14 protein-coding genes and 1 tRNA gene are annotated in these 14,410 nt (G+C 54.5%); 7 read left to right on the plus strand and 8 right to left on the minus strand.

Annotated elements, in window-relative coordinates; genetic code table 11:
• Nucleotides 1-453: 453 nt before the first annotated feature.
• The 6 genes from ACR0B7_RS06005 to ACR0B7_RS06030 all read left to right on the plus strand — a co-directional run bounded on the left by ACR0B7_RS06005 (nucleotide 454) and on the right by ACR0B7_RS06030 (nucleotide 9,291).
• Complete coding sequence (locus ACR0B7_RS06005) at nucleotides 454-1,659, plus strand: aromatic ring-hydroxylating oxygenase subunit alpha (RefSeq protein ID WP_170482810.1); 1,206 nt, start codon at nucleotides 454-456, stop codon at nucleotides 1,657-1,659.
• Nucleotides 1,660-2,047: 388 nt separating this feature from the next.
• Complete coding sequence (locus ACR0B7_RS06010; protein ID WP_170562713.1) at nucleotides 2,048-3,313, plus strand: flavin monoamine oxidase family protein; 1,266 nt, start codon at nucleotides 2,048-2,050, stop codon at nucleotides 3,311-3,313.
• Between the two features lie 424 nt (nucleotides 3,314-3,737).
• Nucleotides 3,738-5,363, plus strand: coding sequence for a hypothetical protein (locus ACR0B7_RS06015; protein WP_170482816.1), 1,626 nt, complete (start codon nucleotides 3,738-3,740; stop codon nucleotides 5,361-5,363).
• Nucleotides 5,364-5,706: 343 nt separating this feature from the next.
• Complete coding sequence (locus tag ACR0B7_RS06020; protein WP_170576535.1) at nucleotides 5,707-7,572, plus strand: AMP-binding protein; 1,866 nt, start codon at nucleotides 5,707-5,709, stop codon at nucleotides 7,570-7,572.
• Nucleotides 7,573-7,678: 106 nt separating this feature from the next.
• Nucleotides 7,679-8,539, plus strand: a complete 861-nt coding sequence (locus tag ACR0B7_RS06025) for a hypothetical protein (protein WP_170576536.1) — start codon at nucleotides 7,679-7,681, stop codon at nucleotides 8,537-8,539.
• A gap of 356 nt (nucleotides 8,540-8,895) precedes the next feature.
• A complete protein-coding gene (locus tag ACR0B7_RS06030; protein ID WP_170482826.1) occupies nucleotides 8,896-9,291 on the plus strand; it encodes a hypothetical protein in 396 nt (131 codons plus the stop codon).
• Between the two features lie 318 nt (nucleotides 9,292-9,609).
• Here the strand turns inward: ACR0B7_RS06030 and ACR0B7_RS06035 are convergent.
• A tRNA-His gene (locus tag ACR0B7_RS06035) sits at nucleotides 9,610-9,686 on the minus strand.
• A 47-nt stretch (nucleotides 9,687-9,733) separates the two neighbouring features.
• Nucleotides 9,734-10,216, minus strand: coding sequence for a GNAT family N-acetyltransferase (locus ACR0B7_RS06040; protein WP_170482830.1), 483 nt, complete (start codon nucleotides 10,214-10,216; stop codon nucleotides 9,734-9,736).
• A 77-nt stretch (nucleotides 10,217-10,293) separates the two neighbouring features.
• Here ACR0B7_RS06040 and ACR0B7_RS06045 point away from each other — a divergent pair, with 77 nt between their 5' ends.
• Nucleotides 10,294-10,482, plus strand: coding sequence for a DUF6324 family protein (locus tag ACR0B7_RS06045; RefSeq protein ID WP_170383615.1), 189 nt, complete (start codon nucleotides 10,294-10,296; stop codon nucleotides 10,480-10,482).
• A gap of 4 nt (nucleotides 10,483-10,486) precedes the next feature.
• Here the strand turns inward: ACR0B7_RS06045 and ACR0B7_RS06050 are convergent, their stop codons facing one another.
• The 6 genes from ACR0B7_RS06050 to ACR0B7_RS06075 form a co-directional block, all read right to left on the minus strand.
• Entirely contained in the window at nucleotides 10,487-10,918 is a 432-nt protein-coding gene (locus ACR0B7_RS06050; protein WP_170383612.1) for an MmcB family DNA repair protein, read from the minus strand.
• 257 nt (nucleotides 10,919-11,175) lie between these two features.
• Nucleotides 11,176-11,481: a hypothetical protein gene (locus tag ACR0B7_RS06055; protein WP_170482833.1), complete on the minus strand. Its 306-nt coding sequence runs from the start codon at nucleotides 11,479-11,481 to the stop codon at nucleotides 11,176-11,178.
• 59 nt (nucleotides 11,482-11,540) lie between these two features.
• Nucleotides 11,541-12,023 (minus strand): transcription antitermination factor NusB, encoded by a 483-nt coding sequence (gene nusB / locus ACR0B7_RS06060; protein WP_170482835.1) that lies wholly within the window; start codon nucleotides 12,021-12,023, stop codon nucleotides 11,541-11,543.
• Nucleotides 12,020-12,571 (minus strand): 6,7-dimethyl-8-ribityllumazine synthase, encoded by a 552-nt coding sequence (locus ACR0B7_RS06065; RefSeq protein WP_170482840.1) that lies wholly within the window; start codon nucleotides 12,569-12,571, stop codon nucleotides 12,020-12,022. The genes nusB and ACR0B7_RS06065 overlap by 4 nt, the downstream gene beginning before the upstream one ends.
• Before the next feature lie 2 nt (nucleotides 12,572-12,573).
• Nucleotides 12,574-13,695 (minus strand): 3,4-dihydroxy-2-butanone-4-phosphate synthase, encoded by a 1,122-nt coding sequence (ribB, locus tag ACR0B7_RS06070; RefSeq protein ID WP_170482843.1) that lies wholly within the window; start codon nucleotides 13,693-13,695, stop codon nucleotides 12,574-12,576.
• 109 nt (nucleotides 13,696-13,804) lie between these two features.
• Nucleotides 13,805-14,392, minus strand: coding sequence for a riboflavin synthase (locus ACR0B7_RS06075; RefSeq protein WP_170576537.1), 588 nt, complete (start codon nucleotides 14,390-14,392; stop codon nucleotides 13,805-13,807).
• Nucleotides 14,393-14,410: the final 18 nt, after the last annotated feature.

A 14,410-nucleotide genomic window follows, 5' to 3' on the forward strand; every position in this document is an offset into this window, starting at 1 on the left:
CTCCCTGAGTGGTGGCTGAATTTGTCTTGCCTTATTTGCTAGTCTGTCTTCTCGAATGATCGCGCCTGCGTTGCGGGCGCGATCACCAAGCACCCCATTCTCCCAAGTCGCTATATTTTTATCTGACTGGTCATTCAGAACGGTAGTCCGCTGAATTCTGCACTGTCAAGCTTGGCTGAATGAATTTTGATCATATCGCTACATATCACTGGTTTTGTATCTGATTTGAGCAGGTAAATCGAAAACCATCGACCAAGGAAACCTCACGGGCGTGACTAGCAGCACATTTTTGAATGATCATTCAGTCAGAAAAAGTTGACGAGCAACTCAATTTAAGCGACACCTACACTCAGTCGAAGAGTGGCGGATCCAGCAAGGCAAAATTTTCAATCTTGGACACTGTCCCCACCTGAGACCCTAACTGACCAAACCAAAACTATGCGGGTTGCTCCGATGCGCGACGAAGCCAGAAACACAGAAATTCCCGCCAATTGGGACCGTCGCGGGTTGCCCGGCTGGTGCTATCACAGCAACGCCCTTCTTGAACTCGAGAAGAGCGAACTTTTCAAAACGCATTGGCAAATCGCGTGCCACGTTTCGGATGTTCCGGAACCCGGTAATTTTCTGTGTTTTGACATGTGCGGTGAACGCGCCCTGATCTTGAAGGACAGCAACTCGGACATCCGCGCGTTTCTAAACGTTTGTCGTCACCGCGGCTCTCGGCTGGTCTCGAAAGAGCAAGGAAAATGTGCAAACGCTCTAGTTTGCCCATTTCACGGCTGGGTTTACAATCTTGATGGAACGTTACGCGGCGCCGCCCGTCCGGAGTCGTTCCCCGATCTAGACAAGCACGAGTTTGGCCTGAAAGAGATTGAAATGGAAATCTGGCAGGGTTTTGTCTTTGTCCGTTTCAAACCTGGACCCCAGCCATCAGTAGCCGAACTGCTAGCCCCGATTGAACAGGAAGTCTCTGCCTACAAAATGGCCGAACATGTCCCGACGGACGGAATCTGGACCGAGGAGACTCCTGTAAACTGGAAATCGATCAGAGATGTCGACAACGAAGGGTATCATGTCCCGCTCGCGCACCCTGCCCTTCAGGATTTATATGGTTCGACCTATTCAGACGAACCATATGTCGACGGCGTCTCACGCTCCGATGGAAGATTCACTCCGACGAAGGGCCGCAGGTGGGCTGTTCGCAACTACAAGAAATTCACTAGACCACAGCCTCACCTGCCGGAACACTTGCACAAAACTTGGCTTTACTACGGCATTTTTCCAAATGCGGTAATAGCCGTCACACCTGAGACGACCCTCTTTTATCAAGAGTTTCCGATCACGACGGATAAATCCATTCTACGGAGCGCGACATACCGAAACTCGAACGAAGACCGCCAACAAAGAGCGGCACGCTACCTTGCCGCTCGGATTGATCGAGAGACAGTGGAAGAAGATATTCAGCTCACGATATGGTCCAACGAAGCCATGGCTTCAGAGGCGTTCGAGGGCTTCTATCTTTCTGATCTCGAGTACGGCGTACGCTCCCATCATGACCATCTCAGGAAAATTCTTCCAATCTACAACTCTGAATCAGCACCTGGAGAAGATGAAGTCGCCGCGTTGAATGATGCGATGTCAGCTGAGCCGAAATCGTGACGAAAGGTATATTCAAAGTGGAGGAAGCAGAAGCTCAAAGGCAGTTCCTGGCAACGACTGTCGGAACGCCTGGTTCTGGTGCCACAAGATATGCAGCTGCGATGTATTTCTTTAAGAACGGAAAGCTTTCTGCCGAGATGCTGGAAATCTACCGAAGATGCAGCAAGTTTGACACGGAGGATCCGCTCGATCTGGCTAGATACGAGGGCGTTTCAATTCCAGAATTCGTTTGCAATCTATGCTCAAGAACTAACGAATGACTTCTCGCGCGCAAATGAACAATTCCTTAGACAATTCAGATCCTTGTAAATTCTCACGATGCTGAGAAAGCCAAAAACCTACTCCGAACATTGTCTCACAGGCCACTTAAAGTGTTGGAGCGAAAACATTGAAAGTTTATGACTTTGACGTCGTTGTCGTTGGTGCCGGAGCAGCAGGAATTGCAGCTACTCGTGCTCTCGAATCGGCGGGACTCTCAGTAGTCTGCATCGAGGCATCCAACCGCGTCGGGGGGCGCGCGCACACGGACACGGAAATCTTTGGCGTCCCGTTCGACGTGGGAGCGCATTGGATGCACACCGAACATGCAAACGCTCTGAAAGCTCCGGGTCTAGCACTTGGTCTTGATCTCTATGCGGCCCCGGACAACGCGGTGACGTATGGCTTGGAGGATGACGCTGTTCTGTGGGACGAGGTCGACGAAATTCATAGCGCGATAAAAGAAGCGGCGCGCATCGATGCAGAAATTGAAGCAAGTACCGGAATTCCAACAGACCGGTCCTTGGCAGACATTTGGCATAACAAAGGGCATTGGTCATTTACGGCAGCGATGACATTCGCGTTGTCAATTGCCAGAGATTTGCCGGATACATCTCTGCGAGACATCAGTGCCTGGGAGGGCGGAGACGATTGGTTTTGCCGCGAAGGCTTCGGACACCTCATTGCATGCACCGCAAAGGGGCTGCCAATTAAATTGGCCACTCCGGTCACAGAAATAAAATCTCTCACTGAAGGCGTGCAGATAACTACGGCCACTGGCAAGATCAAAGCTCGAACCGTAGTTGTTACAGTTTCCGTCGGCGTCTTAGCCGAAGACATCATCCACTTTGATCCCCCGCTAGAATCCGACCGACGCTCAGCGCTCGAGCTCATCACTATGGGAGACTACAATCACGCTGGCCTCCTTTTCCGCCCCGGAGCTTTGCCAGTGCAACCGGATACTTGGCTGACATACCACTTAGAACCCGACGCCAAAGGGGTAGCCCGTGGAGGTGGTTTTCTTTGCGACATCTCAAACACCGGTTTAACTAGCTTTGAAAGTTCTGGCAGCTTTTCCAAAGATTTGCAGGATGCGGGATCTGAAAGCGCCATAGAACATGCGCTCGAAACACTGGTTGGCTTCTTCGGCACGACAGTCAGAAAAGCCTTCATCAAAGGCCACGCCACCGCTTGGCGAAATGAACCTTATGTGCGTGGTTCTTACGCTGGAGCCAGACCAGGAGGCCACGACAAACGCGCTGTCTTACGACAGTCTCATGCTGAGCGGGTGCACTTCGCCGGTGAAGCGACACATCCTAACCAACAATGCTCGGTCAGCGGAGCCCACCTAGAAGGATTAAGGGCCGCGGAAGATGTGTTGGCGCAGTTAAGCTGAACACCTGGCGATCAATTTGCTCCAGCACTGGAACAATCTAAGAATTTCAAGCAAACCTTTCGACAAAATTCACAAGGCTAAACTCAGCTTTCGCGTGCTCTGCGGTCAATTCAGATCAAACTATCCAATCAATGAGAGATGATAAGCGGTTGAAAGTTTTGGGCGAACACCAAGCGGCTGTGTTTCAGCGGGGTGGCACTATGGGGTAAGATACTCTCTTTTGATTAGTTTTCTTGGATGCCCAGTAAGGAACGAAACCAGACTAAGTGTCACAGAATGTCTGTGTCTGCTCTGCAGACGAAGCCGCCATTCACTGCATTGCTTTGAAGATGCCCCGAGATCGCATCGCAGGTTTTCAAAAGATGACAATGCCCGAGCGTTGTTTTAACCTTGCTTTATGAGAGCTCGCCTTGCCGTGATCTTGATGGCCGACCTGGTCGGCTATACGTCCGCAATGGAGGCGGATCAGTCACTCGCAATCGGGCTGATCCGCGAACTTCGGGATAAACTACTGGAACCAGAGGCCGTACGAAGAGGCGGCGAGATACTGAAGCGTATGGGTGATGGATGGATAATTGCCTTTCCTTCAGTGTCAGCGGCAATCGAAACCGCTCAATTTGTGCAACTTTCATTGGTCGACCATGAGAAAATCAGGCTTAGGATGGCAGCTCATCTCGGGGAGATCGTTCAAGACGAGGCCGACATTTATGGCGCCGGTATAAACATCACCGCACGCCTGCAAACCGAAGCACCACCCGGTGGTGTGATGATCTCCGAAGACCTTAGGCGGCAGTTGGACAAAAAGTTCTCAGCGGGTTTCAGCGATGCTGGTACGTTCGATTTAAAGAACCTTGCTCTTCCTGTGAATGGGTTTCAATGGCGGCCCGCCACGCAGCGTGAAATAGAACATACCGAGTTGCCTTCTATTGCAGTCGAGCCGGTCACAAGTGCTCCCGAAACGAGAGAGACGCTTGAGGTTTGTGCTGACCTGCAGGAGCAATTGGTTCACAGTCTTTCGCGTCGCACTGGTGTGCGTGTAATTGCAACAGATTCAACATCCGAGACCAAAGCAACTTACAGCCTGAGGTGCAGGTTGCGCTGCCGGGAGACCGAAGCAAGGATCTCGTCCAGCCTTACCCGCTTGGGAGATGGACAGGTAACTTGGTCGCGCTTCTTAAACGGAAGTTCAGAGGATTTGTTTGAATTAAGCGATCGGGCTGCAGAACAGCTCTCAAACGATTTACGTCTGCAGATCAACGCATTTGACGGTGACCGACTGAGCGACATTCCAGACGATCAACTGAGTCCAAGTGAGTTGAGATCCCGAGCGGCAATGCTGTTTTATCGTGCCACCATCGAGGACTATAATCATGCGGGTAAATTGCTTGAGCGCGCGCTTCGACTTGATCCCGAGAACGGATCCGGGCTTGCGATGTGGTGTGAAGCCAAACTGTACCCCTTGGAAGCATGCTATCGCGAGCCTGACCCTGATCTGCGCACGCGGATCATCGAGTCTTCGAACAAGGCTGTACAGGCAGCTCCTCGCTCCGACTATTGCTGGTACACGAGGGCACAGGTGCGTGCGCGCCTCGCGCGTGATCTGCATGGTGCGAGGAAGGACATTGATAGAATTTTCCGTCTGAACCCTAGCTACGTGTTGGGCATGGAGGCAAGCGGTTACACCGAAGTTATTGCCGGTAACTGGGAAGCTGCACGGAACAGTTTGGTGGGGGCTGTGAGTCGTTCCAAAGAGGATCCGTTTCTGCCATACCGGCTTTATCCCCTTTCCATTGCCCACATGATGGCAGGTGATAAGCAACTCGCGATCGAAGCTATTTCAGACGCAACTGAAATGCGTCCCTACTGCAGACACTTCTGGTTAGTTAAGGCGTGGATACTCAAGAAGTCGGGAATGCAGTCCAAAGCGGAAACTGCTGCAGAACGTGCTAAAGCGCTGTCTGAAAAAGCGGATATCCTGGCACAAAACCTTCATCTGCCTGAACCGATTAGAGAGGCTATAGGGTTGCCAGGTGATCCGATCCAAGCTTAGAGGCCTAAATGGGTTACAATAGCGTAGACTTATGATCGAATGGTAGACATGTAAGACGTTCCCGCCTTTCGATATTCTGCCAAGACCCAACCTGAAGCGCGCTAACTACTTTCACCTCGGGCGATGATATGCGTTATTTCTCAGGGTCGCTTTGGGCTCGGTGCGGTCATTCGCTCGATTCAGTTGACCGTCTGCATTGCGGGACACACCGGAAATTCGTAAATGGCTGGATTCCGCAGCCTACTCGATCAGCATGTGGATCTCAGCACGTACATCGGAGTTGCAAAATCCTGTTCTTCGGCCAAAGCTCGGAAACAACCTTAGTAGAGTTGAAGGAAACCCCATGGCTAATCTGGGCACACGTCCGATCAGGACGCGCGACGACATAGCTGAGTTCGAAGCCGAGATGACGCTCGACGTACGGTTGCCCGAGCAAAGCATCTTGGAGGTCTTTGAAAACAGTGCTGAGCGTGATCCCGATGCTGTTGCACTGACGATGTTGATGACCGGAGCACCAGATGAGCAGCCTCGTCGTGTCACCTACGGCCAGCTACTTGGGCAGATCCGGCGCGCAGCAAATCTTTTTGCCGAGATTGGAGGGGAGGCACCGGGCGTGGCGTATATGTTGCCCGCTTTGGTTGAAACACACGTCACGCTTTGGGGCGCAGAAACGGCTGGTTACGCTGTGCCCATAAACTTTCTTTTGCAGCCTGAGAGCATAGCAGAGCTTATCAAAGCGTCGGGGGCGAAAATCCTCGTTACTCTTGGCCCACACCCACAACTCGACATCTGGCAGAAAGCTTTGGCATTGAGGGAGCAAATCCCGGACCTCGTGCTGGTACGCGTTTCTCCCCCGGGTACGCCTGCTGAAGCCGGGGTGATTGACCTCACCGAGGCATTGTCTGACCAACCACAGGATCACCTGGCATTTGGGAAGGCCCGGAGCGGTTCTGATCTGGCGGCCTATTTTCACACCGGGGGTACAACGGGCGTTCCAAAGCTTGTTGCACACACGCATCGCAGTCAATTGGTTGCAGCTTTCGGGGGCGCAGCTATGTGTGGTTTTCGTTCGGATGATGTTTTTACGGCCACGTTCCCGCTTTTCCACGTCGCCGGCACGATTGTGGGCGGGCTCAGCTGTTTCATGGCAGGCGTAGAGCTGCTTGTGATGACGCCCGCGGGTTTGCGTAATCCATCGGTGGTCGAAAGCTTCTGGCGGCTTGTCGCAGATCACAAAGTCACGATTGTCGGAGGTGTTCCAACCGCGATTGGGGCGATCCTGCAGACACCGATTGGTGATAATGACGTCTCGGGCGTGCGGGCGGGTGCAACCGGCGCATCACTGCTTCCACCCGCCGTCGGGCAACGCTTCAAGGAGGTCACGGGCTGCACTTTGTTCGAAATTCTTGGCATGACAGAAGCGTCCGGACTGATCAGTATCGACCCACTGGGTGGTTCTGGCACTGCGGGCTCAGTGGGTTGGGCGTTGCCATACACAAGTGTCGACGTTCTGAAGCTGGAAAGCGATGGCCGTCTGGGAGAGGAATGCGAGGTCGGCGAAATTGGTGTAATTGCAATTACAGGCTCCCACGTGTCTCCAGGATACAGCGAGCCGAGCTTCAACACTGGGGTATTCGACGAGGGTGTCCTAAACTCGGGCGACTTGGGATACAAAGACGCTGATGGCTGCCTGTACGTTGCTGGCCGTTCGAAAGACCTCATTATTAGAAGCGGTCATAATATAGATCCGGCCATGATCGAAAACGCGATGAGCACCCATCCCGCTGTCGCGTTGGCCGCTGCGGTCGGGATGCCTGATCCTTATGCCGGAGAACTGCCCATGTGCTTTGTTCAGGTCCACACACCGGATGATGTTACGGTCGAGGAACTCATGGAACATGCTCGGCAGACCATCGACGAAAGACCGGCATGGCCCAAAATCATTGAAATTGTTGATGAGATTCCCCTGACGTCCGTGGGCAAGATTTTCAAACCCAGCCTGCGATGCGATGCTGCAAAGCTGGTCGTGAAAAATCTGCTTCGTGACGAACTTCAGGTGTCTGATGCCGATGTGCAGGTGGAGGCTGGAGGGCCACGCGGGCTTTGCGTGACGGTGAAACTGAATGATGCAAACACGACGTCCGGACCTCTTGTTGAGCAAAAGCTCAAGGATTTCCTGTTCGAGACGCGCATTGTGGGAGGATCGTAAAACGCGCTCGTCCTCGCTGCGCGAGTTTCCGATCGCAAAATTTATTGCACCGCGGACGCCCATTGTGCGAGCCTCTTAAACGATCGTATTGTTCGGGGAGGGCAAAATGGCGGTTCCGTTGGGTGTGATATCGGTCTTCGTCGGTCTGGCAATATGGGCGGGTCTGGCTGTTCATGCGGTCATGAAGAGAAAGTTCGTGCCCGTACTTCTCTTTGGCATTCTGCTGATGCTGTACTTGAACGCCGGATACGTCATTTACGGCCCCGCGGCCTCCATAGCTAACTTTGTCGGTATCTATGACGTGTTGATCAATTTGGGACTGAGCGATCCGGTGAGTGCCGCTGCCGTCTCCACGTGCCCAGACAATTCCTGCTCTGTCTGGGGCAACACATTCACAAACCATCCTGCGTGGGGCGTTGCCTTTTATGATCGTTTTGCGAATGGACCAGAGCTGAGATCGGCTCTGCTGCTTGGGCATGTCGTCTGCAATTCCATTGTTTTTGTGCTGATGCACGTACAAATGTTCTTTCCCGGTGGTCGGGGGGCGAACCACGCGATCCTCGGGCGCATCAGCTTTGGGATACTGACAGTTGGTGTTGGTTGCGCTGCGATACTCGCGGCCCAACACGGTCCTGTTGGAGAGTACGGCGGGGCCCTGTCGACATCGGGCTTTTTCTCAATGTCTATCTTCGTCTATGCCACCGCTGTTATGGGAATACTGGCAATAAGACGACAGGATACAGCCCAGCACCGTATCTGGATGTGGCGCTTTGTTGGTTCGATGTGGGGATCATTCTGGTTGTTTCGTGTTCTACTTTTTGTCATCGATCCGCTGTTTCGCGACATCGAAGCCCTCGCGATCCAGATTTGCATTTGGGGATCGGCGCCGGCTGGCATTTTGATTGCTGAGATGGTTCGAAGACGAGTCGATGAACGGGATGAAATCGCACCAGTCGTAGCTGAATAGGCTTTTTGTGCATCATCAGATTCACGTATGGCGATCCATAAGCACCATTCGAGACGGTCTCAAAAAGAGGCTGCTTAGGGCTCAACGAGGTCATTCGACCGTTTTTGTCTGATGACGGCTAAGCGCCGCTAAGCGGTCTTTCGGCAGCAGACAGTCGAACTTTCTTCATTTAGTGAACGCTCTGCACGATAACAGTCGCTGGCGATAATAGTCCGCTGTTACCGTGCTTCGAACATAACTACCGCCCAGCTATGCCGTGTAAGGCACAAGTATTCGCAATTCATGCCGAATTACGATATATAAAATAAATACTTGCCACGTTGCACCTTCACCTTCTGAGAACAGAGGAGTCAAATATGCCAACACCTCTCTTCAAGCCAGGTCATTCTGGCAATCCCGGCGGGCGACCCAAGCTGGACCCCGAGACAAGAAAGTTGATCCAGTCGAACGGCGAGGTCGCGGTGAAACGCATGAGCGACCTTTTGTCGATGGACGAGCTTTTCAATCGCATAGATGGGAACGGTGAATTTGTATCGGGAAAACTCTCTGGCAAAGAACAAATCGCCCTGTTAGCCCTAGCTCAGGACCGAGCATTTGGACGCGCTGATGGCGTTAGCATCACACACACCCACAGCGGAACTGTCGGTATGAGCATCAATCCGAGACAGCGGCTCAAAGATATCAGCCACCGCCTGCCAGAAAGATTGGCTCAGCAAAAGGTGATCGATTCAAAACCCGATGACGACGAGTAGTGTCCAACCATCACATAGCTGCTGTCTAAGTTGGAGGTTTGGGTTTGTATGCACAGGTCAATCGCTTGCGCGCGACAACTTAGGATTGACCCACCAATTTTGTGCGTTCGGTCCCTTCCGGTGGCATAGTGATCGTCGGCGCATGACACATCGCATCGGGAGAGTTTGGTAACCCTTGGTCTATAGCGCCGCAAGAAGTGCGGCTAGAAATCCAATCATTTCGTGTAGCGTAGTTGCCTTGGAGTTGCCTTTAGGTGAACGTCCCTACGATACTCAAGTGGCCTAACCACGTAAAATAATGAAATTTAAATATAAAATTGGTACCGCCTCCCTGGCTTGAACAGGGGACCTCTGGATCCACAATCCAGCGCTCTAACCAACTGAGCTAAGGCGGCACTCGTGAGGGGCGATTTACCGAACGCGCCCGGGGATTGCAAGAGGATTAAAGCCGAATTTTCCAGCTTTGTTCGACAAGATCGACACCGAAGGAATGGACCGGTTTGCTGTCCATCAATTGCCAGCCTGTCGCCTTGTAAAGCGCACAGGCGGCGCGATGGCTTTCGTGCGTCCACAGTGACATCTGGCTGAATCCAACGGTGCGAGCGTGGTCGATACATGTGTGCAACAGGCGTTTGCCCAGCCCCATTCCCCGCGCCTCGGGCACGAGGAAGAACAGGCGTAGTTTTGCGGTGTTCTCGTCCAGTCTGACGCAGAAAATGCTGCCTAAACGCTGACCTTCTTGTTCGGCGATCCAACCACACTCGACCTCGGGATCACGGGTCGCCACGAAATCTTCAAGGATCTGTTGAACCAGCCGCGCAAAGGACTTGTCGAACCCTTCATCGCGCTCGTAAAGGATTCCATGCTGTTCAACCAGCCACGGCACATCCGACGCGCGAAAGGGTCTGATTTGTGCATTGCTCATACCGTATCTGACCGCATCAGCGTCTTGATTCTCAACCCTTTGCGCGATAGCACGAATGCTCATCCCCGGAGGCGCAAATGGGCATCAATACCGAACGAGACATTCAGGCCAACCTGCAAATCGGCCCGACCGACCAAGGCATGGTGCGCCTGTTCATCGAAGCCGACGGTTTGGAAATCCCGATGGATTTTGACCCGGAAGAAGCCGAAGAGATTGCGGATGAAATCCGTGCGGCTGCTCAGGCCGCGCGCGCGGTAAAAGACTGATCCGTCACAGCCTCGGGTCGCGCAGAGTGTGCAACCTGCGGGCAGCATCGGTCGCGAATTTCTGAATCATTTTCTTACGGCGCGCCGGGGCAATCTTGTCCTCGGGTGCCATGCGCACAATCTCGGCGTCATAGGCATCCGCGATAATCAAGCCGGTTTCCGCAGGAAGCAGCTCGGTCGGAAAATCGGTGTCCACGGCCCAGAAAAACCGGTCGCACCATTCCAGATAACCCTGCCATTTGGAATCCGACTGATAATCTGCCCTACTGGACTTGCATTCAATCACCCACAGTTCGCCCTTGGGCCCCAATCCCATGACATCGACCCGCAGTCCGCGCGACGGCACGAATTCCTCGACAGACACAAACCCATGCGCGCTGAGGTGACGCGCAACGCCGCGCGCAAGTCTTTGTCCGGGCTGTAGGTCCAATGTCATTTGCCAAATGTGAACAATTAGCGAACAAAAATCAACCCGCGCACCCTTGCGCATCCGGTCGCCAAACCCTAGTTAGACGCTTGGCGGGTTCTGCCCTTCTTGTGACAGGTAGCATTCTGGTGGCCTTAAGCAATTCCGAGGGGGCTGGCTCTGTTCAGGTCCTGGCCTGATTACCTGGCGCCCACCTGTACAAACAGGTCCTCGGGAATCACACCGCACGGTTGTCTGGCGGTCCCGCCACATTTTCCACGATTTGATTATTTCCCCGTGGGGGCATCCTGACGCACAACAGCAGGCTCAAAGTTGTGCACGACCGGAGAGCCACGGCGTGGGCCACCGGGTTTTTCAGCCATGCTCATGATCTTGTAAGCAAATTGCACACCGGCAAAGACGATGCCGTTCATGAACCAGATCATCAACAGAGCGATCAGGCCGACATCTGATCCGGTGATGAGACTACGCAGGTTGGCCACATTAAACACCAGCAACACCCCGACAAACACCGCCGAGATCACAAACCCCCAAGCAACCTGAGTAATGTACAGACGGATCAGTTTGGGCATAACGGGCCTCCTTACGCTCTGACATTCAGGCTAGCGCATGTGAGGCCCGGGTAAAGGCGTCAGAATGCCTCGGGCTGGGCTTCGCGGGCCATGTGATCCAACACCGCGTTGACGAATTTCGGCTCTTTGCCTTCAGGGAAGAAAGCACGGGCCACGTCCACAAATTCGGTGATCACAACTTTGGGCGGCGTATCGCTTTGGGTCAGTTCCGCGCCTGCCGCGCGGAAGACCGCACGCAGGGTCGGGTCAATCCGTGCGATCGGCCATTTGGCCACCAGCGCACGGTCGGTCATCTGGTCGATCGGAGCCTGATAGTTCACAGCATCCTCGACCAGTTTGCGAAACACCGAGGTGTTACCTTCCAGCATTTCGTCACCCTCATAGACAGCGCCGAACCGATGATCCAGAAACTCGTTCACAACCTGTTCGGTTGTCTGGCCCGACTGCTCCATCTGGAACAGCGCCTGCACAGCATAGAGGCGTGCGGCGGATTTCATCAGGCGTTTCTGGTTGGCCGGTTTCGGCGCGTCTGTCTGGGTCATGCTGTCGTGGATCCGTTGCTATCGCCCGCCACTAGGATGGACTCGGACGGGGGCTTGAAGCCCACGCCCTTATTGGAAGAGCCCCACTTACGGCTGAGCGCGATCAGATGCAAGGCCGCAGCAGCAGCTCCGCCGCCTTTATTCATCTTTTCGGGGTTGGCGCGAACCTCGGCCTGCTCGTCATTCTCGACGGTCAGGATGCCGTTGCCAATCAACAGACCTTGCAGGCCCATGAGTTGAATGGCGCGGCTGGAATCGTTGCAGACGGTTTCGTAATGCGTGGTCTCGCCGCGAATAACGCAACCCAGCGCGACGTAGCCGTCGTAGTTGCACTGACGGTCGGCCAAGGCGATGGTCGTCGGGATTTCCAGCGCACCCGGCACCTCGACCACGTCGCAAGTTCCGCCTGCGGCCTCAATCTCGGCCTTGGCACCAGCGACCATATTGTCCGCAATGGCGCGATAGAACGGGGCCACCACCAGCAGCAGTTTCACTGGCTTGTCAAAGGTCGGGGTCGGCAGGACGCCGTGTTTGTCTTGTTCAGCCACGATCAGTCTTCCTTGAGGATAGAGCGGGTGCCGACGATGGACAGGCCAAAGGCGTCGAGCCCCAGATATACGGTTTCCGGCGAGTCGGTCAGAAGCACCAGTTCCTGAATACCCATCTTGGACAGGATCTGTGCGCCAAGACCGGTTTGTTTGATGGTGCGCGGGCCTTCGTCCTCAGCCGCATAAAGCGAATTACGCGGCTGCCGGAACAGGCAGACCACTCCCCGGCCCTCTTGGGCGATCTTTTCCATCGCGCGGGGCAGCTCGCGTGACGACTTGGGGCCAAGGCCCAGAATGTCGGGCGCTTCGTGCAGCGCGTGGGTTCGGGTCAGGACAGGTTCAGAGGTTGTGATGTCACCCTTGATCATAACAACATGCTCGATGCCATGGGTCTGGTCGGTGAAGATCCGCATCTCCCATTCGCCGCCATATTCTGAATTGACGATTTCACGCGACGTCTCGACAACCAGATTGTCATTGCGGGAACGATACGCGATCAGATCGCTGATCGTGCCAATCTTCATGTCGTGTTCTTTGGCAAACTCGACCAGATCAGGCAGGCGCGCCATAGTGCCGTCGGCCTTCATAATCTCGCAAATCACGCCCGACGGGTTCAGCCCGGCCAAGCGCGAAATATCAACGGCGGCCTCGGTATGACCCGCGCGCACCAGCACCCCACCACGTTTGGCACGCAGAGGGAAGATGTGGCCGGGGGTGGCTATCTGCGCCATCGTGTTCTGTTCGTTGATCGCGGTCGCCACGGTCAACGCGCGGTCGGCGGCAGAGATGCCGGTCGATACGCCCTCTCGCGCTTCGATGGACACGGTAAACGCCGTTTCATGGCGCGACGAGTTGTTCACGGCCATCATCGGCAAACCCAGCGCATCCACTCGTTCGGCTGTCATCGGCAGGCAGATCAGCCCGCGCCCATGTGTGGCCATAAAGTTGATCGCCTCGGCATCTGCGAATTCGGCGGGGATGACCAGATCGCCCTCGTTCTCGCGATCTTCGTGATCGACCAGAATGTACATCCGGCCTTTGCGTGCCTCGATGATGATCTCTTCGATCGGGCTGATCGCATCACGCAGTTGCGCCTCGACGGGTCCGGGGGTTTCAAAGCTCATAAGGCAGCCTTTCGCAGAGCAAGTTTGCACGGTTGGATAGACCACCCCGCGCCCAAAGGCCAGCCCGCAGGCAGCAAGGTTCGATCAGAACGCGACGTAGATGTGCGGCTTAGGACATCTCGGCCAAGCGCGCCACATAGCGGGCCAGCGTGTCAATCTCCAGATTGACCCGATCACCAACGGACACGTCGCCCCAAGTCGTCACTTCCTTGGTGTGAGGAATGAAGTTAATGCCAAAGTCGCACCCGTCCACATCGTTGACGGTCAAAGAGGTTCCATTCAGGGCCACTGATCCCTTGGGGGCGATGAACCGTGCAAGATTCTTGGGCGCGCGAAGGGTCACGCGGGTGCTGTCGCCTTCATCCTCCAAGCCCACAACCTCTGCCACGCCGTCGACATGCCCCGAGACGATATGGCCGCCCAGCTCATCGCCGACTTTGAGGGCGCGTTCCAAGTTTACCCGCTTGCCCAACTGCCAACTATCTAGGTTGGTCTTTGATACGGTCTCGGCGCTGATCTGCACGTCATACCAGTCATCGCCCAGCGCGATCACGGTCAGGCAAACACCGTCGCTGGCGATCGAGGCACCGATATCAATGCCCGACGTATCATAGGCCGTTTTGATCCGCGCCCGCAGATCGCCCTGCTGGTCCAGCTCGGTGACAGTGCCGACATCCGTAACGATCCCAGTGAACATTGATTAACCCTCAGCTTC

This window comes from Ruegeria sp. BB6, from assembly GCF_056539385.1.

Excerpts from the sequence above, each read along its gene's own strand:
- ribB (WP_170482843.1), bottom strand. The coding sequence starts at position 13,695 with ATGAGCTTTGAAACCCCCGGACCCGTCGAGGCGCAACTGCGTGATGCG.
- ACR0B7_RS06040 (WP_170482830.1), bottom strand. The coding sequence starts at position 10,216 with ATGAGCAATGCACAAATCAGACCCTTTCGCGCGTCGGATGTGCCGTGG.
- ACR0B7_RS06045 (WP_170383615.1), top strand. The coding sequence starts at position 10,294 with ATGGGCATCAATACCGAACGAGACATTCAGGCCAACCTGCAAATCGGC.
- ACR0B7_RS06050 (WP_170383612.1), bottom strand. The coding sequence starts at position 10,918 with ATGACATTGGACCTACAGCCCGGACAAAGACTTGCGCGCGGCGTTGCG.
- ACR0B7_RS06025 (WP_170576536.1), top strand. The coding sequence starts at position 7,679 with ATGGCGGTTCCGTTGGGTGTGATATCGGTCTTCGTCGGTCTGGCAATA.
- ACR0B7_RS06075 (WP_170576537.1), bottom strand. The coding sequence starts at position 14,392 with ATGTTCACTGGGATCGTTACGGATGTCGGCACTGTCACCGAGCTGGAC.
- ACR0B7_RS06020 (WP_170576535.1), top strand. The coding sequence starts at position 5,707 with ATGGCTAATCTGGGCACACGTCCGATCAGGACGCGCGACGACATAGCT.
- ACR0B7_RS06015 (WP_170482816.1), top strand. The coding sequence starts at position 3,738 with ATGGCCGACCTGGTCGGCTATACGTCCGCAATGGAGGCGGATCAGTCA.
- ACR0B7_RS06030 (WP_170482826.1), top strand. The coding sequence starts at position 8,896 with ATGCCAACACCTCTCTTCAAGCCAGGTCATTCTGGCAATCCCGGCGGG.
- ACR0B7_RS06005 (WP_170482810.1), top strand. The coding sequence starts at position 454 with ATGCGCGACGAAGCCAGAAACACAGAAATTCCCGCCAATTGGGACCGT.
- nusB (WP_170482835.1), bottom strand. The coding sequence starts at position 12,023 with ATGACCCAGACAGACGCGCCGAAACCGGCCAACCAGAAACGCCTGATG.
- ACR0B7_RS06055 (WP_170482833.1), bottom strand. The coding sequence starts at position 11,481 with ATGCCCAAACTGATCCGTCTGTACATTACTCAGGTTGCTTGGGGGTTT.